This is a genomic window from Cystobacter fuscus, from assembly GCF_002305875.1.
GTDB lineage: Bacteria > Myxococcota > Myxococcia > Myxococcales > Myxococcaceae > Cystobacter > Cystobacter fuscus_A.
This window is the reverse complement of record NZ_CP022098.1, coordinates 8,804,700-8,823,106: the sequence shown is the minus strand read 5'-3', so window position 1 is coordinate 8,823,106 and position 18,407 is coordinate 8,804,700. Positions and strand designations below refer to the sequence as shown.

Sequence of the window (18,407 nt, the reverse complement as noted above, 5' to 3'; positions counted from 1 at the left end):
GGAACGGCTTTCTGGCGCTCAAACGGAGCGGGGCAGGGACAGGGTGAAACAGGCGCCCTGGCCCGGTTCTCCGCCCACGTCCAGCTTGCCACCGTGCTCCTGGAGGATGCGCGCGGCGATGGCCAGCCCCAGTCCCGTGCCGCCCTCCTTCGTCGTGAAGTAGGGCTCGAAGATGCGGGCGCGGTGCTCGGGCGGAATCCCGGGGCCGCTGTCCTGCACCTCCACCAGTGCCTCCCGCTCCGTTCCCTTCACCCGCACGTGCAGGTCACCGCCCCCTCGTGCCATCGCCTCCTCGGCGTTCTTCACCAGGTTGACCAGCACCTGCGTCAGTTGATCCCTGTCCGCTCGCGCCACCACCCCCGGCTGCACCTCCGAGTGCAGGTGAATCCCCTCGGGCGGCGTCGCGTAGAGCGACAACACGTTCTTCGCCAGCTCTCCCAGGTCCACCGGCTCCAACTGCGGCTTGGGCATGCGCGCGAACTGGCTGAACTCGTCCACGATGCGCCTCAGCCGGTCCACCTCTTCCAGGATGACTCCCGCGCTCTGGCGGAAGATCGTCGGGAAGCGCGCGTCCTTCGCGTCCTGCACCGCCAGCAACGTCTCGATCGACATGCGGATGGGCGTCAGCGGGTTCTTGATCTCATGTGCCAGCCGCCTCGCCACCTCCTGCCACGCCGCCACGCGCTCGCTCGCCACCAACCGCTCCGTCGTCGAGCGCAGCTCCGTCGTCATGTGGTTGAACGTCTTCACCAGCTCGCCCACCTCGCCCGTCGTCTTCACCTGCACCTGCTCGTCCATCGCCCCCTGGCCCACCCGCCGCGCGCCCTCCGTCAGCGCCTCCACCGGCTGGGTGATGCGCCGGGCCACCAGCAGCCCCAGCAGCACCGCGAACGCCAGCCCCAATCCCGCCAGCAGCAGGAACGAGCGCAGCACCCCCAACGTGGCCTCGCGCTCCGCCGCCCGGCTGAACACGAGCCGCACCGAGATGCTCTCGCTCAACGGCAACACCCGCGCCACCGTGGGCGGCGTCACCTTGCCCGCCCTCGCCACCACCGCGCCGCCCGACAGCAGCGTCACCTCCGCCTGCGTCAGCCGTGACAGGTGCGCCGCCAGTCCCTCGTCCAGCAACACTCCCCCCACCACCCACAGCCGCGCGTCCCCGTAGTCCACCGGCCTCGCGGTGACGAGCGCGGGCACCTCGCGCAGTCCCTCGTTCCCCCGCACCGACACCGTCACCGGCACCGGCTGGGGCGACTTCTCCCGCGTCAGCGCGAAGAGCACCGGATCCGGATCCCCCCGGCGCGCCGGCAGGTGCCCCGAGGACAGCGTCGTCCCCTGCCTGTCGAACAGTGACAACACCGTGAGGCCCCGGCTCTTCATCAACGGCCGCGCCGTGTCCGCCCGGATCGCCCGAGAGGGCGCATCGCGGGACTCGCGCGCCAGATCCTCCAGGGCGGGGCTCTCCACCAGCTCTTCCACCGCCCGGCGCACCGTGGCCGCGGTCCGATCAATCGCCTCCTTCCCCGACGTGGTGGCCCCCTCCATCCGCGCGTCCAGGCTCCTCGAGAGCGTGGCGCGCAGCCGCGTCAGCGTGAAGGGCACCATCACCGCCAGCGGCACCAGGGCCAGCAGCGCGAAGGCCAGCGCCAGTCGCGTCCTCAGCCTCATCTCCTCCCTCCCGAGCCCCCCGCCGCCGGGGCCGGCGCGAGCCAGACGCCCTCCAGCACGGGCAGCCCCTGGGCATCGAAGACGAGTCCACCCACCTCCGGCTCGGCGCGAAGCGCCAGTCCCTGCGCATAGAGCGGCAGCAGCGGCAGGGTCGGGGCGAGCACCAGGGCCCGCTCGCGCACCCGGGCGTCCCGCGCCGCCGCGTCCGGCAGCGCGCCGATGCGAGGCAACTCCACACCCAGCAGATCCTTGCGGCCCGCCGCGTCCAGCACCACCGCCAGGGCGGGGCCCGGCACCGGGGGCAGCAGCAGCGAGTGGAGCATCAGCTCGTAGTCCCCCTTCGCCCAGCGCGCCCGGAGCTCGGCACGGGGCAGCGCCGTCAGGGCCACCGTGTAGCCCTGGTCGTGCAGCTTCACCTGGAGCCGCTCGGCCACCGCGCGTTGATCCTCGTTGTCCGCGTCGTGGAGCAGCGTCACCTGCCTCCCTCCGGCAGGCGCGGGCGGGCGGGGCGGACGAGGCCCCGCGGCCTTCGGCATCAGCGCCGCGGGCAACAGGTGCGGCATGGGCTCGGCGGGCCCGCGCACGAAGAGGCGCGTGAGATCCTCGCGGTCCAGCGCGTTCTCCACCGCCTGCCGGAACTCCGTCGGCACCCGCCGGGGCGACCAGGCCAGATAGGTGGCGTACAGCGCCGCGCCGGTGCTGCTTCCCGGATCCGGAGGCACGCCGAGCGCCACCTGGGTGCCGTGCGTCGACAGCAGTCGCGCGAGTCCCCGCTCGTCGGTGGCGCGCGCGCGCAGCGTGTCCAGGTACGGCCGCCCGGGAGGCCAGGAGAGCCTCGCGTCCAGGGTCTGGGCGGTAGCGATGGAGTAGGAGAACGGACCGAGCGCGGCGGCGGACGAGCGCGGCGGCGCGAGGGTGGGGTGGCACAGGGCCCGCTCCTGATCGGGCCAGGGGAAGGCGAGCGTCAGCTCCAGGGTGTCGCCCGTGGCGGAGAGCCGCCGGCCCTCGTCGCGCAGGGGGAAGAGGAGCGCGCGGTAGGGCGAGGCCTCCTCGGGGCTGGAGAGCCGGGTCCAGGCCTGGGCGAGCGCCTGCGCCTGGGCGGGCGAGGGCAGGACCAGTCGCACCACCTGGGGAAAGGGGCGGGACATCGACAGGGCGAGCGCGGGCGCTGCCTGTCCCTCGGGGGTGAGCTGGCAGACGGACCGGGAGACGAGCCCGAGCAGGGTGGCCTCCAGCGGCGTATCGGCGAGGGCGGGCACCGTGGGCGTGGCGGGTCCCGTGTGGGCGAGGCGCAGCTCTCCCCCATAGGGAATCCGTCCCGCCGCCCGGGCCGGGGTGGCGCCGAGGAGCAGGAGGCTGGCGAGGAGGGCGGAGCGGAGCGTCATGGCGCACCCTGGCGCAGGAGGAAGAGTTCGCCCGAGCCATCGGGCCGGGTGAGCCCCACCAGCACCTCGCGGAACGAGTCCCCGTCCAGGTTGGCCGTCACCCCCAGCAGCGCGCGGCCCGCGGGCAGGGGCCCCTGCCAGAGCGGCTCGCGCGACAAGGAGAGGCCTCCCTTCGTCGGGAAGACGCGCAGGACGTCGGGCGTGGGTTGGAGTTCGGGCGAGGTGGTGAGCAGCTCCGGTACCCCGTCACCGTCCACGTCTCCGAGCATGGTGCCCGCGCCGAGCCCCGAGAGTGACACCGGGGCCGCCGAGGGCTGGGCGTAGAAGGAGCCCGAGCCGTCCGGGTGGACGAGGAGGACCTGGGAGCCGAAGGAGCTGAAGGAGGTGAAGCGTGCCGGGACGTGCTCGAGCCGCTGCTCTCCGGGGCCGAGTCGCACCTCGGGGGCGAACGCGGTCTGTCCCGGCACGAAGGCGCCCCGGGCCTCCGGTCCCAGGGGAACGGCCTCGAGCCGGGACACGAAGCGCAAGGTGCCCTGTTCCAGTGCCAGCACCGTGCCGTGGGCGAAGCGGGTGGAGAACGCGGCGATGCGCGGAGGCCCGGAGAGGACGGCCACCGAGCCAAAGGGCTCGCGGGTGGCCGCGGTGGAGGGGGGCAGCACCTCCAGCGAGCGCTCGGCGACGAGGCGCCCGTCCGCGGCGAACACCTGGACGGCTCGCTCGGTGAGCACCACGATCTCATCTCGTCCGTCCCCGTCGAGATCTCCCGCCGCGAGCGCCGCGGGCGGCGTGGACAGGTGCGCGAAGGAGGCCCCCACGAAGCGGAGGGGACGCGGCGTTCCGGTGGCGGGAGGGGGCGCGGGAGGGGGCGCCACGGCGGCGAGTGCGAGGACCGCGGCATCCGCCTCCACGGCGTGGACGAGGGCCGCGGCGGGAGCGGGCGGACGCGAGGGCGTGCGGCCGGACCAGAAGTTCACCCAGGTCCCCACCACGTCGCCACGCGCGTGGAGCTTCCCGGCCTCCAGGTTCAGCGAGAGCCGGACCAGCGCACGGGCTCCCCGCTCCCGGGCGAGCGGCTCCGCGGCCTCGGCCGAGGGGGCGTCCAGGACGAAGGGCGCGAGTCCCCGCTCGGCCAGGCGGGCGGCGAGCAGCGTGCCCCAGGCGCGTCGCAGCTCGGGGGCGGCGCCCGAGAGGAACAGGGCCACGGGGGCCTCGGGCCGGGCCTCGCCCACGTCCTTCGCCACCGTCAGGGCGAGCCGTTCGAGGGCGGCGCGCGCGGGCGCCGGTTCGGCGGCGGCGGCGAGGGCGGCGGCGAGCAGCAGCGCGGCGGCGAGGGCGCGGCTCACAGCCCCCGGCTGCCTTCCTGGAGGAAGAAGTCGGTCTCGGAGGCGTGGCCGGGCGGAGGCGCCTCGGCGGTGGGCTGGGTGCCCTCGAGGAAGGACTCGAGCCGGCCGGGCACGGAGTTGCCCGCGAGCAGGCCGGTGGCGGGATCGATGCGCACCTGCACCACGCCCGGGGGCACGTCGAACTCGCGCGAGGGCAGCCCCTGGTGCGCGGCGCGCATGAACTCCAGCCAGATGGGCAGGGGGGCGCGGCCGCCCGTCTCCGAGCTGCCCAGGGGCGAGTGGTCATCGAAGCCCACCCAGGCGCTGGCCACCCAGTCGGCGGTGTAGCCGGAGAACCAGGTGTCGCGGCTCTCGTTGGCGGTGCCCGTCTTGCCCGCGGCGGGGCGGTTGAGCTCCGTCACCGCGCGCGCCGTGCCCTCCTCCACCACGCTGCGCATGAGCGACGTGGTGAGGTAGGCGACCGCCGGGGGCAGCTTCTCCTCGAAGGCCGGCTGGTGCTCCTCGAGCACCTTGCCCTGGGCGTTGGTCACCTTGAGCAGCAGGAGGGGCTCGGCGTAGCGGCCATTGGCCTGGAGCGTGGCGTAGGCGTTGGCCGCTTCCAGCATGCTCACCTCGCCGGTGCCCAGCGCCAGGGTGAGGTTCTCCGGCAGGGGCGAGCGGATGCCCGCGCGGTTGGCGAAGTCGATGGCGGCTGCGGGGGTGATGGCCTCGATGATGCGCACGGACACGGTGTTCTTGGACTTGGTGAGCGCGGTGCGCAGCGTCATGGGGCCCTCGAAGGTCCGGTCGTAGTTCTGCGGCTTCCACGTCTTGCCGGTGTAGGGATCTCGAATGGCCTCGGGGGCGTCGTTCACCGTGGTGATGGGGGTGAAGCGCCCGCTGCCGAGCGCGGCCCCGTAGATGAAGGGCTTGAAGGACGAGCCGGGCTGGCGCCGGGCCTGGGTGGCGCGGTTGTAGGGCGAGCGCGTGAAGTCATAGCCGCCCACGAGCGCCACCACGTGCCGGTCCGTGGGGCGGATGACGACGAGGCCGCCCTGCACGAGCGGCACCTGATCCAACGTGGCGTCGAGCAGCGCGGGCGCCGGGGTGACGCGCAGCACGCGCACGTGCACGATGTCCCCGGGCTTCACTACCTGCGACATCTTCGTGGGCGCGCTCTTGCCCTTGAGGCGGGCCCAGGTGACGGAGGCGAAGGGAATCTCCGCCATGCGCCCCACCAGGTCCACGCGGGCCTTCTTCGCGGTGTCATCCACCAGGGTGACGACGCCCGCCACGCGCAGGCCCTCGACGAGCGGCGCGAGCGCCACGCCCTGCGCGAGCTTCTCGTCGGGCGACAGCGTGGCGTCCTCCTCTTCCTCCGTGGGCGTGGGCTCCACCGGGGCGCCGGCCACCGCGGGCGGCGGCTCCTCCGTCTGCGCGAGCGTGGTGAGATCCGCGACGGAGGCGCCTTCCTTCTGCCGGCGGCCCGCCTCCTCCACCTGTTTGGCCAGCAGGGGCTTGAGCCGCTCGAAGCGCGCGAGCTCGATGGTGCCCACCGGGCCGCGGTAACCCTGGCGCCGGTCCACCGCCTCCAGGCCCTTGCGCACCGAGTCGTCGGCCACGGCCTGGAGCTTGGGATCCATGGCGATGTCCACGCGCAGTCCGCCGCTGAGCACGGCCTCCTCTCCGTAGCGCGCCACGAGCGTGCGGCGGATCTCCTCGGCGTAGTACAGACCCTGCTCCAGGGGCGGTCGGGGCGCGAGCACGATGGGCTTCTCCAGCGCCTTGTCCACCTCCGCCTGGGGGGCGAAGCCGTGCGCGGCCATCTGCCCGAGCACGTAGCGCTGGCGCTGCTTGGCCTTGACGATGTTGCGCTCGGGGTTGATGCGGTTGGGCGACTGCACCGTGCCCGCCAGCACCGCCGCCTCGCCCAGGCTCAGCTTCTCCGCGTGCTTGCCGAAGTAGTAGAGCGCCGCCTCCTCGATGCCGCTGCGGCCCTGCCCGTAATACACCTGGTTGATGTAGAGGCTGAGGATCTGATCCTTGGTGAGCGCCTGCTCCACGCGTGGAGTGAGGATCCACTCGCGAATCTTGCGCGACAGGCTGCGCTCGGGCGTGAGCAGCATGTTCTTCACCACCTGCTGCGTGAGCGTGGAGGCGCCGGACTTGCGGCTGCCGGGAATCAGGTTCTTCACCGCCGCGCGCGTCATGCCGAAGAAGTCCAGGCCCGCGTGGTTGTAGAAGTCCGCGTCCTCGGCGGCGAGGAAGGCGTTGCGCACGTGGGGCGGCAGATCCCCGATGTCCACCACGGTGCGCCGGCCCTGGGGCAGGAAGTACTCGGCGCACACCGAGCCGTCCGCGCACCGCACCTTCGTCACCTGGGGCAGGGCATAGTTGCGCAGCGCCTCGGCCGAGGGCAGGCCCTGGTTGAAGTAGAAATAGACGCCCGCGCAGCCGAGCACGAGCAGCACCCCCGCCACGGCCGCGAGCACCAGCAGCCGCTTCGTCCAACGCCACAGCCGGCCTCCCGGACCGGAACGGGGCGCGGGCGCCGGGGGAGTCGAGGAGGAGGGAGAGGAAGTCATGGGGTACGGGGACGGCGAGGGGGGACGACGTTAAACCGGCGGGCGGGGATCCGGAATGCCCTTCCCGGAGGGTCAGCCCGGGTCGACCTCCCGCGCCCGCTCGCGCGAGACGGCCTGGACCTGGGCGGACGCGTGGGTCTGGCGCTCGAGCCGCGCGTGGTTGAGGCGCGCCTTGCGGTTCTTCGGAGACAGGCGCAGCGCGGTGTCGAAGGCCATGGCGGCCTCCTCGTAGCGCCCCAGCCGCTCGTAGGCGAGCCCCAGGTTGTTGTGGACGAAGCCCTCGTAGGGCAGCAGGTAGGCGGCCTGGGCGAGCGCCTCCACGGCCGCCTCGTCCTGACCGGCGAGCAGCCGGGCGAAGCCGAGGTTGTTGAGGGCATACCCATGGTACGGGTCGAGGTGCACCGCCTGCTGGAAGCGGATGATGGCGTGCTCGAGCTGTCCGGCGGCCAGGTGGGCCCGGCCGAGCACCTGGTACACCTCGGGGTACTCGGGGTCGAGCAGGAGCGCGGCCTCGGCGGCGTGCAGGGCGCTCTCGGTCTGCCCCAGCTCCAGGAGGATGCGGGCCTTCTGCACCAGGGGCTCGGGGCCGTCCGGGAAGAGGTGGGCGAGCTCCTCGTAGGCGTCGACCGCGAGCTGCTTCTGGCCGGTGAGGCGGGCCAGGGGGATGAGGTGATCGAGCGCCGTCTCGCGCGCGTCGAGGTCCTCCCCCGCGTCGTGTACGGCGCGGCGCGCCTCGGTGAGGGCACCCGCGAGGTCTCCTTCCTCGCGCAGCACGCGCGCCCGGCCGAGGTGATCCACCGGGGCGAGGTGCTCCTCGTGCGGCAGCGAGAGCGTGTCCGTGGGCTCGGCGGGGGCGAGCGCCTCGGCCGTCACGGCGCTCGCCTGGACGGACCCGGCGGAGGGCTCGGCCTTGAAGGAGGGGCACGGCGCGGCCTCGGAGGACACGGTCCGGGGGGCGGAGCGGGTGACGGGAGCCAACCCCTGGGGGCCTCGGAGCGAGCGGGCCTCACAGCCGGCGAGGCAGAGGGTGACGAGGCAGGCGAACAGGGTGGTGGAGCGCATGCGCGGAGGTACTGCGATGCCCATGCCAGGGCGGTCTTCCCTCTATGGGACGGCGCGTCATGCGGGAAGGAGAGGACGCTCGCCCGCTGGGGATGAAGCTGCGGTGTGGTCCGCGGGCCACACCGTGGAACATACCTGGGCCTACAGGGGAAAAAGGGTGGCGAGGTAGGAGATCACATGCGACCTTGGCCGGGATGAAGATCGTTGCCTGGAACGTGAACTCCATCCGCGCCCGGCTGGACCGGCTGGTGGAGTGGTTGAAGAACGCTCAGCCCGACGTGGTGTGCCTTCAGGAGTTGAAGTGCACCGACGCGGAGTTTCCGCGGGAGGCCGTGCTGGCGGCGGGCTACCACGCGGCGGTGCACGGGCAGAAGACGTACAACGGGGTGGCCATCCTGGCGCGCACGCCCCCCCAGGACGTGGTGAGTGGCCTGTCGGACGGGGTGGAGGATTCGCACTCGCGGGTGATCGCCGCCACGGTGGACGGGGTGCGGGTGATGAGCGTGTACGCGCCCAACGGGCAGCAGGTGGACTCGCCCGCGTATGTCTACAAGCTGGAGTTCTACGCGCGGCTGCGGCGCTACCTGGACACGCGGCACAAGCCGGACGAGCCGCTCGCGCTCTGCGGGGACTGGAACGTGGCGCCCGAGGACATCGACGTGTGGGATCCGGCGGCGTGGCAGGGGCAGACGCTCTTCACCGAGAAGGAGAAGGCGGCGTGGCGGGAGCTGTGCGCCTTCGGCCTGACGGACACGTTCCGCTCGCTGTACCCGGCGGAGAAGAAGTTCAGCTGGTGGGACTACCGGATGCTGGCCTTCCAGAAGAACCTGGGCGTGCGCATCGATCACGTGCTCGCGACCGGGCCGCTGGTGAAGCGGCTGACGGCGGCGGGTGTGGATCGCGAGGCGCGCAAGGGCAAGCAGCCCTCGGACCACGCGCCGGTGTGGGCCGAGTTCAAGGCTGGCTGAGTGTTCAGGGCGCCACGTCCTGGCGCGCCCGCGGGGTTGCCATCGAGCGGGAGGGGACCCTCCTGGGGAGCATCGGCCGCCAAAGTTGCCCGGAAGAAGGCTACGTCCAGGCGCTCGGGGGCTCAGTGGACCTCCTCGAAGACCTCGGAGTCCGGCAGGGCGAGGACCTCCCGGCCCGCCTCGGCCAGCCGCTCCCGGGGCAGGTCCCGGTAGCGCTCCACGAAGCTCGCGGTGGGCCTCAGCGTGACGGCATCGCCGGTCGAGCGGCGGCGGTAGGTGGTCGCCACGCGTGAAGGATCTGGCTCGTCCACGAGCGCCAGGTTGAGCTTGCCCAGGCTCGCGCCGGTGGCCGCCGCCGCGCCATCCGCGATGCAGGTGTATTGCACCTTCGCGGGGGCGTGGTGCGCCACCTCCAGGTCGAAGCTGCCCGCCTTCAATCCGAGTCGTTGCAGCGCGGCTTGCCCCATGCGGTAGCCCGCCACCACCCAGGGGCCCGCGCCTCCATGGACGACGGTGATGCGGGCCAGCGAGGCCTCGGTGGAGTCCGCCGGGGCGGTGGATGGGGCCACGGGGCGCGAGGCCGCGCAGCCAGAGAGCAGGACGGAACAGAGCAGCAGGGAAGTAGAGCGCATGGACGAGCATTCTCGCGCGGAAGCGCGCGCTTCAGGTGATTCCCTCGGAGTCTGTCTAGAGTAGCGCCGCCATGGACACGCTCTCGCGGTTCCTCCTCTCCGAATCTCCCCACCCGGCCTCGCTCGGCTCCGTCGAGGACTGGTGGAAGCAGCACCTGCGGCTGGCCCTGCGCTTCTCCCTCCCGGTGGACGTGGCGCTGGCCGCGGGGTTCTCCGCCGATCGCCTGGGGTATGCGTTCGCCTCGGGCTATCACTCGGCCATCCGTTCCCTGCTGCCGGGCCTGCCGCGAGAACACCGCTACGCGTTGTGCGCCACCGAGTCCGGGGGTGGTCATCCCGCCGCCATGAACACCCGCCTCTCGGGTCCGGAGTCGGGGCCCTGGCGGCTGGACGGCACCAAGACCTTCGTCACCCTGGGCCACGCGGCGGACGAATTGCTGGTGGTGGCCAGCGAGGGCCAGGACGAGGGCGGACGCAACCGGCTGCGGTTGGTGCGCCTGGACGCGCGCCGCGCGGGAGTGACGCTCACGGAGCTGCCGCCCCCGCCCTTCGTCCCGGAGGTGCCCCACGCGGAGCTGCGCCTGGAGGGCGTGGCGGTGGAGCTCGGCGAGGTCCTTCCCGGGGATGGCTACGCGCGCTTCCTCAAGCCCTTCCGGACGGTGGAGGACTGCCATGTGTTCGCGGCGGTGCTCGGCTGGCTCCTCCAGGTGGCGCGGCGCTCGGGCTGGCCGGACGAGGTGCGCGAGGGACTGCTCGCCCTGGCGGTGATGATGCGGGGGCTCGCCCAGATGGATCCAGCGTCCCCCGAGGTCCACCTGGCGCTCGGGGGGGCGATCGGCCTGTTCCGCGAGCGTGTGGCGTCGTTGGACCCGCTCTGGGCCCAGGTGGATGCGCCGACGCGCGAGCGCTGGGAGCGGGACCGTCCTTTGCTCCAGCTCGCCGGGAAGGTGCGGGCCCTGCGCCTCGAGGCCGCCCGGCGGAGCCTCTCCGGACGCGGGTGAAACGCCGTGCCAGGGCCGCACGGAGACCCTCCAGGCGGGCGGAGGAGCGCGTTCGCCGGGGGCCCGATAGGCTGTAAGTCATCCCGGTATGGGGAGGATCTGATGGAGTTCGACTGTGACTGGCTCATCATCGGCTCGGGTTTTGGCGGGAGCGTGAGCGCCCTGCGCCTGACGGAGAAGGGCTATCGGGTGGTGATGCTGGAGAAGGGCCGCCGCCTGGAGGGCAAGGACTTCCCCGAGACGAACTGGAACCTGAAGAAGTGGCTGTGGATGCCGGCGCTCGGCTGGCGCGGCCTCTTCAAGATGACCTTCTTCCGCCACGTCACGGTGCTCTCTGGTGTGGGCGTGGGAGGTGGCTCGTTGGTGTACGCCAACACGCTGCCCGTGCCGAAGGACGACTTCTTCCAGTCGCGCTCCTGGGGAGGACTCGCGGACTGGAAGACGGAGCTGGCGCCGCACTACGACACCGCGCGCCGGATGCTCGGGGCCACGGTGAATCCGCTGCGCACCCTGCCCGATGAGATCGTCCAGCAGGTGGGCAAGGAGATGGGCCGCGAGGACTTCCAGCCCGCCACGGTCGCCGTCTACTTCGGACAACCCGGGGTGACGGTGCCGGATCCCTACCACGGGGGTGAGGGCCCCAACCGCACCGGCTGCAACTCCTGTGGCGGGTGCATGACGGGCTGCCGCTTCAACGCGAAGAACTCGCTCGACAAGAACTACCTCTACCTCGCGGAGAAGCGAGGCCTCACGATCCACGCGGACACGGAGGCCACCTGGGTGCGTCCCCTGCCCGGCGGCGGGTACGAGGTGAAGGCCGTCGAGGGCACCTCGCGCGCGTCCCGCCACGAGCGGCGCTTCACGGCGCGCCAGGTCATCTTCTCGGGCGGCGTGCTCGGTACGGTGGATTTGCTGCTCAAGCTCAAGGCGCATCCGGACGGACTGCCCCGGCTCTCGGAGCGCGTGGGCGACTGCGTGCGCACCAACTCCGAGTCACTCATTGGCGTGGTGGCCGGTCAGCGCTTCCAGGGCGAGGACCTGTCCCGGGGCATCGCCATCGGCTCCATCCTCCACACCGATGAGCACTCGCACCTGGAGCCGGTGCGCTACGCGGCGGGCTCGGACTTCTTCCGCACCCTCATGGCGCCTCACGTGGGGGGCACCACCGCGCTCTCGCGGCTGGCGGGCGTGCTGGGCCTCGCCTTCCGCCACCCGCTCAAGCTGCTGCGGGCCTGGTTCATCCGCGACTTCGCCCGGCGCTCGATGATCCTCCTCTATATGCGCACGCTGGATGGGCACCTGCGCATGCGCCGGGGCCGGGGGCTGTTCACCGGAGGGAGGAAGGGGGTGCTCACCAACCTCGCCGAGGGACCGGCCCCCTCCGCCTACATCCCCGAGGCCACGGAGCTCGCCCACCGGGTGGCGAAGAAGCTGGATGGGCTGCCCATGAACATGGCCTCCGAGACGCTGATGGGCATCCCCACCACCGCGCATATCCTCGGAGGCTGCTGCATGGGCAGCTCCACCGAGACGGGGGCCATCGACTCCCAGCATCGCCTCTTCGGCTATGACGGGCTCTACGTCATCGACGGCGCGGCCATCTCCGCCAATCCGGGCGTCAATCCCTCGCTCACCATCACCGCGCTCGCCGAGCGCGCCATGAGCTTCATTCCCGCCCGACGGCGGGTGGAGTCCGGCGACGAGATGACGCGGCCCGCCACGCACCTCACGGCCGTGGGGGCCTGAGCGCTCCGCGTGCTACGAAGCGGGGTCGCATGATCTCCCTTCCTTCGAAACGAAGAGCGGGCGTGCTCGCCTGCGTGCTGCTGCTGGCCGCGGGCTGCGGCCTCGGCGATGCCCCCGGGACTCCACGCCTCGTGGCGCATCGCTCCGGCTCGGGCAACTTCCCGGAGAACTCCCGCTCGGCCATCACCGCCGCCCTGCGCGAGGGCTATCCCTCCATCGAGGTGGACCTGGTCCTCACGCGCGATCGCATCCCCATCCTCTCGCACGATGCGTGGATCGATCCGGTGCTGTGCACCTATGCGCAAGGCCCGGGCGAGGCCGAGCCGCGCCGGCTGCCCGAGGACTCGCGCTGGCCCATCCAGGACTTCACGCTCGAGGAGCTGCAGCGGGACTTCCGCTGTGGAGGGCTGGGCGATCCCACCAAGCCCGAGGCGCAGCGGATCGCGGACACCTACGTCACCTTCGAAGAGCTGCTCTCGCTGGTGAAAGGCCACCCGGACACGGTGCTCCAGTTCGACATCAAGGAGGACCCCGCGTACACGCAGACCCCCGAGGTCTTCGCCGAAGAGATCCTCGAGCGGTGGAACACGGCGGCGCTGCCCAACCGCTTCTTCATCACCTCCACCCGGGGGGCGCTGCTCAAGGCCTTCCAGGCGCGCCAGGACATGGAGGCGCTGCTCATCTGGCCGGAGCTGCGCAAGGACTCGAACGCCACCGTGGCGGCCATCCTCAACGAGTTGCAGCGCCAGGTGGGCGTGAAGGAGCTCATCCAGCTCACGCGCGACGCGGGGGCGGATGGCATCGCCGTGGCCTACCAGGTGGCGGATCGCGCCGCGCTGGAGTCCGTGCGGAGCGCCGGGCTCAAGACGGCCGTGTGGACGGCCAACACCGAGGCCCAGCTCTCCCTGTTCTGCCGCTGGCCCCTGGACTACCTCATCACCGACTACGTGGAGCGTGCACCGTGCCGTTGACCCTCTCCCTGGTGGCCGCGGGCCTGACCCTGGCCGCCGCGCCCGTGCGCCTGGATCGCGTGGACCTCCTCAGCGAGGACGAGGGCACCTTCCTCAACTATGACCTGCCCCTGTTCTCGGCGTATGCGCCCATCACGGGTGGGCGCTTCCTCGAGCAGGTGAAGGTGGTGCTCGCCCTGCCGGTGAGCGGCCTGTACGCGGGGGCGTCCATCGCCTCGCAGTCGATCTCCTACGAGGGGCCGCTGTGGCGCTCCCAGGACGGGCGGGGCCTGTTCTGGGTGGGCAGCGTGCACACGCGGCTGCTCATGCCCTACGGAGCGCACGCGGGCGTGGCATGGCGCTTCGGCCTCATGCGGCTGGGCGTGGGCGCGAGCCTGTCCACCGAGGCCACCTGGGTCCGGCCGGAGTGGAACCAGTGGCGGGTGCTGCCCGTGCTGGCGGTGGGCATCGGCCCCAACGTGGCCCCGGGGATGTAGCGGCCCGCTCCAGGAGAGGGCTCACTCCACCCGGATGCTCATGAGTTCGGACATGCTCAGAAGGGGCGGCGGCGCATCTTCGCGTCGACGCTCAGGGGCCCTCCGCCGATGAACACGGCCGCGAGGAACACCGCGAGGTAGAGCACCGCCAGCTCCATGCGGCCGAAGGCATCCATGCGGTGCTGGTAGAGGGCCACTCCCATGGTGCAGGCCACGAAGAAGGCCGCGAGCCGGGTGAAGAGCCCCAGCGCCACGAGCAGCCCGCCCACCAGCTCCGACAGCGCCGCGGCCCAGGCGAAGTAGAGCGGGTAGGGGAAGCCCAGCGCCTCCACGCCCTGGGCGAAGCGGCTCATGTCACCCGTCACCTTGGGCAGCCCATGGGCGAACGCCAACGAGAGTCCGAACACCACCCGCACCAGCGTCCAGCCCAGCGTGAGTCCACGTGAACCGTTCATCCTTCACCTCCCGAGGTGGACGGATCCTTGTCGCCGCCGCGCTTGAGCCCGAGGGCCTTCTACTTCTTGTACAAGGAGGGGCTCTCCACCCTGGTTGCCCCAGTTGCCTTCGCTTGTTTCTACGAGAGGTTGCGGGCGGGGGCCACTCCACACTCCTGGTTCGCCTGCCCCCTGGGTGGTTGCACGTGCGCACGCCGTGAGCACACGGGTCGCGTGCTACAGGGTGCTTCCACCCGATCCCACGAGGGACGAGGTGGAGACGATCGGCACGGTGGTGGATGCCGCGCCGCATCGTCTCCATCACCGACACGCCAGGGAAGTGACTTCTAGTCCCGTCGTAGCTCGAAGGCGGAGGAGACGTAGCCAGCGTCGGTCTGGACGTAGGTCATGTTCGCCCCGTTCTTCGTGACGAAGAAGTCGAAGTGCGTGGTGTCTCCGTGGTTGTCGGTGAGCGTCGCGGTGCCGCCACAGTTGGGATCGAGGGTGTAGGTGCCAGAGTAGGCGATGCGCGTGATCTCACCGTTGGTACTGATGGTCGCCCAACCGGTAAGGGTCCCATCCCCCTGGAAGAGATCATGACCGGCCTGTGCGAAGGGGATCTGCTCGGACCCACTCACGATGTACCCATCGGTTGCATAGACGTAGTGGCCCTTCAGCATGCTCGGCTTGCATTGGGAAATCATCGAAGGCTCCGCCGCGGGAGCCTCGCCAGATGCCTCGTGCGCAACTCCCAGGAGACCGGCCGTGAGGACACTGCCCATGACGTACCATTGGAATCGCTTCATGTTCCCCCTCCTTTGCTTCGGGCCATCACGGCCCGATGCACTGGGCGACGGAGGGTAGGCACGGCCCGGGTTTGCTCAAATCGGACCTGGGTGGGTCCCGGCCGTGCAGTAATGGATTGCCGAGTACGACCGCGAGCGGAGGAAGGTTTGGCTGGACACGGATGGCGGGTGATTCTCAGGGGATACCGGGCTCCTTGTCGCCGCCGCGCTTGAGCCCGAGAGCCTTCAATTTTTTGTAGAAGTGACCGCGTTCGAGATCCAGCAACCGCGCCGCCTCGGTGACGTTGTCCTGGGTATGTGCGAGCGCGAACAGGAGGATCTCCCGCTCGGCGTCCTCCACCTGCTCGCGGAAGGTGCGATCCACGCGGGGCCGGAAGCCGCCCGGGGCTCCCGTGGGCATGGCCGCGGGAGCGGGAGCGCGGGGCGCTGGAGGAGAGGAGACATCGGAGGGGGCGGGCGGTGGGGAGCCCTTGCTCCGAGGGAGCAGCTCGGCGGCCTCGGCGCCGGTGACGGTGGGGCCCTCGCAGAGGATGGCGAGCCGCTCCACGAGGTTGCGCAGCTCGCGCACGTTGCCCGGGTAGGAATGGGCGGCCATCACCGCGAGGGCGTCGGGCGACAGGGACAGCGGGCGGCGGCCATTGCGCGCGCACGCCTCCTTGAGGAAGGTGTCGATGAGGACGGGGAGGTCCTCGCGCCGCTCGCGCAAGGGGGGCGAGTGAATCTGCACCACGTTGATGCGGTAGTAGAGATCCTCGCGGAAGCGGCCCGCCTCGATCTCCTTCTCCAGGTTCTTGTTCGTCGCGGCGATGACGCGCACGTCGACCTTGAGCGTCTCGGCGCCGCCCACGCGCTCCAGCTCGCCTTCCTGCAACACGCGCAGCAGCTTGGCCTGCATCGCCTGGGGCATGTCGCCGATCTCGTCCAGGAAGAGCGTGCCCTCGTGGGCGAGCTCGAACTTGCCCCGGCGCATGCTCACGGCGCCGGTGAACGCGCCCTTCTCGTGGCCGAACAGCTCGCTCTCGATGAGCTCGTGCGGCACCGCCGCGCAGTTGAGCTTCACGAAGGGCCCGCCCTTGCGCCGGGAGTTCTGGTGCAGGGCGCGGGCGATGAGCTCCTTGCCGGTGCCGTTCTCGCCGGTGATGAGCACCCGGCCCTCCGAGGGGGCGGCGCGCTGGATGAGGGAGAAGATGTGCTGCATGGCCGGGCCGCCGCCCACCATGTCGTAGCGTCCCATCTCCGCGCGCAGGGCGCGCAGCTCCTCCAGGGCGGCCTGGTGCTTGAGCGCGTTGCGCAGGGCCACGAGCATCCGGTCCCGGGCGATGGGCTTCTCCAGGAAGTCGCGTGCCCCCAGTTGGGTGGCCTTCACCGCCGTGTCGATGGTGCCGTGCCCGGACATCATGATGACGGGCAGCTCGGGCTTGAGCTCCATGAGCCGGGCGAGCACGGTGAGCCCGTCCATGTCCGGCATCTTCACGTCCATGAGCACCACGTCCACGGGCCGCGCGGACACCACCTCCAGGGCGAGCTGCCCATGGGCCGCGAGCTCCACGTGGTAGCCCGCGAGCTGCAGCGAGGTCTGGAGCGTCAGCAGGATGTTCTTCTCGTCATCGACGATGAGGATGGAGGCGGGCATGAAGGCGCACCTGGAGAGCGGACAGGGGTGGACGTCGCACCGTCTCGTAAATCAGCCAACCCTTCAAGGGGGCCGCGCCCTCCCGGGGTTCTCGTGGACGGCTCGATGCGGCGGAACGACAGACAAGATTCCCACGCTGGGGCCGCGTGCTTGTCATTCTTTGCCGCGCTCCTCGCCGCGCTCCAACGGTGACGGGGGCGAACGGCGCCGTGCCGATGGCCCCCTTCGAGTCCGAGGGTCAAGGGAAAAGCGGACCCGGGTCCATCCTTCCTGGCGCGGGACGTGCTTCTCTGCACGGGTTGAGTGGACGACAAATCGTTCGATCCGCGTGGAAGTGTCCAACAGTGGTGCGTTCTTGCACCTGAAACAGACCGGCAACGAGTGGGCCCACCCCTGCCAGGGGGCAATGGACAAAAGGCTTTGACTCGGCGTTCCAGGGCGGGCTAGAGGCGAGCGCGTTGCCCATCCGCTGGATGACATCATTTTTTGGAGGATCAATGCGTCGGATCTCGATGGTCGCGGGGCTCGCCCTCGCCGTGGCCGTACTCACCGGCTGCCCGCCGACCTACCCCAACTGCAAGAGCGACGAGACCTGCCAGGAGAAGGGCGAGGTTTGCGTCAACGGCACGTGCCAGGAGTGCTCCACCGACGCCAACTGCAAGGAGGGCTTCGCGTGCCAGGGGAACAAGTGCGTGCCCAAGGCGCCCGAGTGCTCGCGTGACGAGCAGTGCACGGGCGGGCAGATCTGCGAGGGTGGCAAGTGCGCCGCGCCGCAGTGCACCGCCAAGGCCGACTGCCCCGGAGCCCAGGAGTGCCAGAAGGGCCGCTGCGCGCTGCCGCCCGGCGCCTGCAACTCCAGCACGGACTGCGGTGATGGCCAGGAGTGCCAGCAGAACAAGTGCGTGGCCGCCTCGGCCCCCCAGGGCCAGTGCAACTGGGAGCCGATCCGCTTCGGCTTCAACGAGTACACCCTGCCCGCCGACGCCCAGGGCCGTCTGAGCGAGCTGGCCCAGTGCATCAAGGACGCGGGCTCGGGCCGGATCGAGCTCGCCGGGCATGCGGACGAGCGTGGCACGGAGGAGTACAACCTCCAGCTGTCCAACAAGCGCGCCGCCTCGGTGCGCAAGTACCTGCTGGACCTCGGGGTCCCGGCCAACCGCCTCAAGGCGGTGGGCTACGGGGAGAACCGGCCGGCCGAGCAGGGGGCCACGGAAGAGGCCTGGGCGGCCAACCGTCGCGTCGAGTTCGTTCGCTAGCCCTCTTTTGAGGTAGGCTGCGCGCGAATGGCCTCGATCGAGACCGAGACACGGCAGTCCTACCTCGTCTTCGCCTGCGGCGGCAGTTGGTATGCCGTGCCCGCCGAGTGCGCGGCGGAAGTGGTCAGCTTTCCGGAGCTGACGCGGGTGCCCGGTGCCGCCGGGCATCTGCTGGGCGTTTTCGCCCACCGTGGGGAGGTCATCCCCGTGGTGGACATCAGCATGTTGGTTTCCGGGGAGCGCGAGCCCACGCGTCGCGCGGTGCTGGTGCGGCTGACGCGCGGCACCCTGGCGTTGACGGCCAGCCGCGTGGCGGGCGTGTCCCAGGTGGATGGACGCCTGGAGCCGCTGGGCGCCAACGGGGTGCACCTGCACCTGCGTGGCCCGGCCCGCAGCGCGCAGCGCGACGTGGCGGTCATCGACCCCGAGGGACTGTTCGACCACCTCAGCCAGGGAGGCTGA

The 18,407-nt window shown here is 71.1% G+C and carries 16 protein-coding genes; 7 read left to right on the top strand and 9 right to left on the bottom strand.

Features of this window, described 5'->3' with window-relative positions:
• Positions 1-18 precede the first annotated feature (18 nt).
• From CYFUS_RS35550 to CYFUS_RS35530, 5 genes are all read right to left on the bottom strand, one after another.
• Positions 19-1,668, bottom strand: a complete 1,650-nt coding sequence (locus CYFUS_RS35550; RefSeq protein WP_095989265.1) for an ATP-binding protein — start codon at positions 1,666-1,668, stop codon at positions 19-21.
• Complete coding sequence (locus tag CYFUS_RS35545) at positions 1,665-3,053, bottom strand: peptide ABC transporter substrate-binding protein (protein ID WP_095989264.1); 1,389 nt, start codon at positions 3,051-3,053, stop codon at positions 1,665-1,667. Before CYFUS_RS35545 ends, CYFUS_RS35550 begins: the two co-directional genes overlap by 4 nt.
• Complete coding sequence (locus tag CYFUS_RS35540; RefSeq protein ID WP_095989263.1) at positions 3,050-4,396, bottom strand: FG-GAP repeat domain-containing protein; 1,347 nt, start codon at positions 4,394-4,396, stop codon at positions 3,050-3,052. The genes CYFUS_RS35545 and CYFUS_RS35540 overlap by 4 nt, the downstream gene beginning before the upstream one ends.
• Positions 4,393-6,960, bottom strand: coding sequence for a penicillin-binding protein 1A (locus CYFUS_RS35535; RefSeq protein WP_198316250.1), 2,568 nt, complete (start codon positions 6,958-6,960; stop codon positions 4,393-4,395). The genes CYFUS_RS35540 and CYFUS_RS35535 overlap by 4 nt, the downstream gene beginning before the upstream one ends.
• A 72-nt stretch (positions 6,961-7,032) precedes the next feature.
• A complete protein-coding gene (locus CYFUS_RS35530) occupies positions 7,033-8,046 on the bottom strand; it encodes a tetratricopeptide repeat protein (protein WP_095989262.1) in 1,014 nt (337 codons plus the stop codon).
• Positions 8,047-8,216: 170 nt separating this feature from the next.
• Here CYFUS_RS35530 and xth point away from each other — a divergent pair, with 170 nt between their 5' ends.
• A complete protein-coding gene (xth, locus tag CYFUS_RS35525; protein ID WP_095989261.1) occupies positions 8,217-8,990 on the top strand; it encodes an exodeoxyribonuclease III in 774 nt (257 codons plus the stop codon).
• A 122-nt stretch (positions 8,991-9,112) separates the two neighbouring features.
• Here the strand turns inward: xth and CYFUS_RS35520 are convergent, their stop codons facing one another.
• Complete coding sequence (locus CYFUS_RS35520; protein ID WP_095989260.1) at positions 9,113-9,622, bottom strand: FmdE family protein; 510 nt, start codon at positions 9,620-9,622, stop codon at positions 9,113-9,115.
• 71 nt (positions 9,623-9,693) lie between these two features.
• Between CYFUS_RS35520 and CYFUS_RS35515 the strand changes: the two genes are divergently transcribed.
• From CYFUS_RS35515 to CYFUS_RS35500, 4 genes are all read left to right on the top strand, one after another.
• Positions 9,694-10,623, top strand: a complete 930-nt coding sequence (locus CYFUS_RS35515) for an acyl-CoA dehydrogenase family protein (protein WP_095989259.1) — start codon at positions 9,694-9,696, stop codon at positions 10,621-10,623.
• 102 nt (positions 10,624-10,725) lie between these two features.
• Positions 10,726-12,369 carry a GMC oxidoreductase gene (locus tag CYFUS_RS35510; protein WP_095989258.1) on the top strand — a complete coding sequence of 548 codons (1,644 nt, stop codon included), beginning with the start codon at positions 10,726-10,728 and terminating at the stop codon, positions 12,367-12,369.
• A 29-nt stretch (positions 12,370-12,398) separates the two neighbouring features.
• Positions 12,399-13,340 (top strand): glycerophosphodiester phosphodiesterase, encoded by a 942-nt coding sequence (locus CYFUS_RS35505; protein WP_095989257.1) that lies wholly within the window; start codon positions 12,399-12,401, stop codon positions 13,338-13,340.
• Positions 13,331-13,816, top strand: a complete 486-nt coding sequence (locus CYFUS_RS35500) for a hypothetical protein (RefSeq protein ID WP_095989256.1) — start codon at positions 13,331-13,333, stop codon at positions 13,814-13,816. Before CYFUS_RS35505 ends, CYFUS_RS35500 begins: the two co-directional genes overlap by 10 nt.
• A 56-nt stretch (positions 13,817-13,872) precedes the next feature.
• On the opposite strand, the gene CYFUS_RS35495 is transcribed toward CYFUS_RS35500, so the two are convergent.
• The 3 genes from CYFUS_RS35495 to CYFUS_RS35485 form a co-directional block, all read right to left on the bottom strand.
• A complete protein-coding gene (locus tag CYFUS_RS35495; RefSeq protein ID WP_095989255.1) occupies positions 13,873-14,271 on the bottom strand; it encodes a DoxX family protein in 399 nt (132 codons plus the stop codon).
• A 326-nt stretch (positions 14,272-14,597) separates the two neighbouring features.
• Positions 14,598-15,056: a hypothetical protein gene (locus CYFUS_RS35490; RefSeq protein WP_095989254.1), complete on the bottom strand. Its 459-nt coding sequence runs from the start codon at positions 15,054-15,056 to the stop codon at positions 14,598-14,600.
• A gap of 175 nt (positions 15,057-15,231) precedes the next feature.
• Positions 15,232-16,689 (bottom strand): sigma-54-dependent transcriptional regulator, encoded by a 1,458-nt coding sequence (locus CYFUS_RS35485; protein ID WP_095989253.1) that lies wholly within the window; start codon positions 16,687-16,689, stop codon positions 15,232-15,234.
• 497 nt (positions 16,690-17,186) lie between these two features.
• Here CYFUS_RS35485 and CYFUS_RS35480 point away from each other — a divergent pair, with 497 nt between their 5' ends.
• Both CYFUS_RS35480 and CYFUS_RS35475 read left to right on the top strand, forming a co-directional pair.
• The gene (locus tag CYFUS_RS35480) at positions 17,187-17,945 is read left to right on the top strand and encodes an OmpA family protein (protein ID WP_095989252.1); all 759 of its coding nucleotides are present in this window, start codon (positions 17,187-17,189) and stop codon (positions 17,943-17,945) included.
• Between the two features lie 27 nt (positions 17,946-17,972).
• A complete protein-coding gene (locus tag CYFUS_RS35475) occupies positions 17,973-18,407 on the top strand; it encodes a chemotaxis protein CheW (RefSeq protein WP_095989251.1) in 435 nt (144 codons plus the stop codon).

What these genes read in the sequence shown, in the direction of transcription:
- CYFUS_RS35550 (WP_095989265.1), bottom strand. Translation starts at nt 1,668, where the DNA reads ATGAGGCTGAGGACGCGACTGGCGCTGGCCTTCGCGCTGCTGGCCCTG.
- CYFUS_RS35545 (WP_095989264.1), bottom strand. Translation starts at nt 3,053, where the DNA reads ATGACGCTCCGCTCCGCCCTCCTCGCCAGCCTCCTGCTCCTCGGCGCC.
- CYFUS_RS35535 (WP_198316250.1), bottom strand. Translation starts at nt 6,960, where the DNA reads ATGACTTCCTCTCCCTCCTCCTCGACTCCCCCGGCGCCCGCGCCCCGT.
- CYFUS_RS35530 (WP_095989262.1), bottom strand. Translation starts at nt 8,046, where the DNA reads ATGGGCATCGCAGTACCTCCGCGCATGCGCTCCACCACCCTGTTCGCC.
- xth (WP_095989261.1), top strand. Translation starts at nt 8,217, where the DNA reads ATGAAGATCGTTGCCTGGAACGTGAACTCCATCCGCGCCCGGCTGGAC.
- CYFUS_RS35520 (WP_095989260.1), bottom strand. Translation starts at nt 9,622, where the DNA reads ATGCGCTCTACTTCCCTGCTGCTCTGTTCCGTCCTGCTCTCTGGCTGC.
- CYFUS_RS35515 (WP_095989259.1), top strand. Translation starts at nt 9,694, where the DNA reads ATGGACACGCTCTCGCGGTTCCTCCTCTCCGAATCTCCCCACCCGGCC.
- CYFUS_RS35510 (WP_095989258.1), top strand. Translation starts at nt 10,726, where the DNA reads ATGGAGTTCGACTGTGACTGGCTCATCATCGGCTCGGGTTTTGGCGGG.
- CYFUS_RS35505 (WP_095989257.1), top strand. Translation starts at nt 12,399, where the DNA reads ATGATCTCCCTTCCTTCGAAACGAAGAGCGGGCGTGCTCGCCTGCGTG.
- CYFUS_RS35495 (WP_095989255.1), bottom strand. Translation starts at nt 14,271, where the DNA reads ATGAACGGTTCACGTGGACTCACGCTGGGCTGGACGCTGGTGCGGGTG.
- CYFUS_RS35490 (WP_095989254.1), bottom strand. Translation starts at nt 15,056, where the DNA reads ATGAAGCGATTCCAATGGTACGTCATGGGCAGTGTCCTCACGGCCGGT.
- CYFUS_RS35485 (WP_095989253.1), bottom strand. Translation starts at nt 16,689, where the DNA reads ATGCCCGCCTCCATCCTCATCGTCGATGACGAGAAGAACATCCTGCTG.
- CYFUS_RS35480 (WP_095989252.1), top strand. Translation starts at nt 17,187, where the DNA reads ATGCGTCGGATCTCGATGGTCGCGGGGCTCGCCCTCGCCGTGGCCGTA.
- CYFUS_RS35475 (WP_095989251.1), top strand. Translation starts at nt 17,973, where the DNA reads ATGGCCTCGATCGAGACCGAGACACGGCAGTCCTACCTCGTCTTCGCC.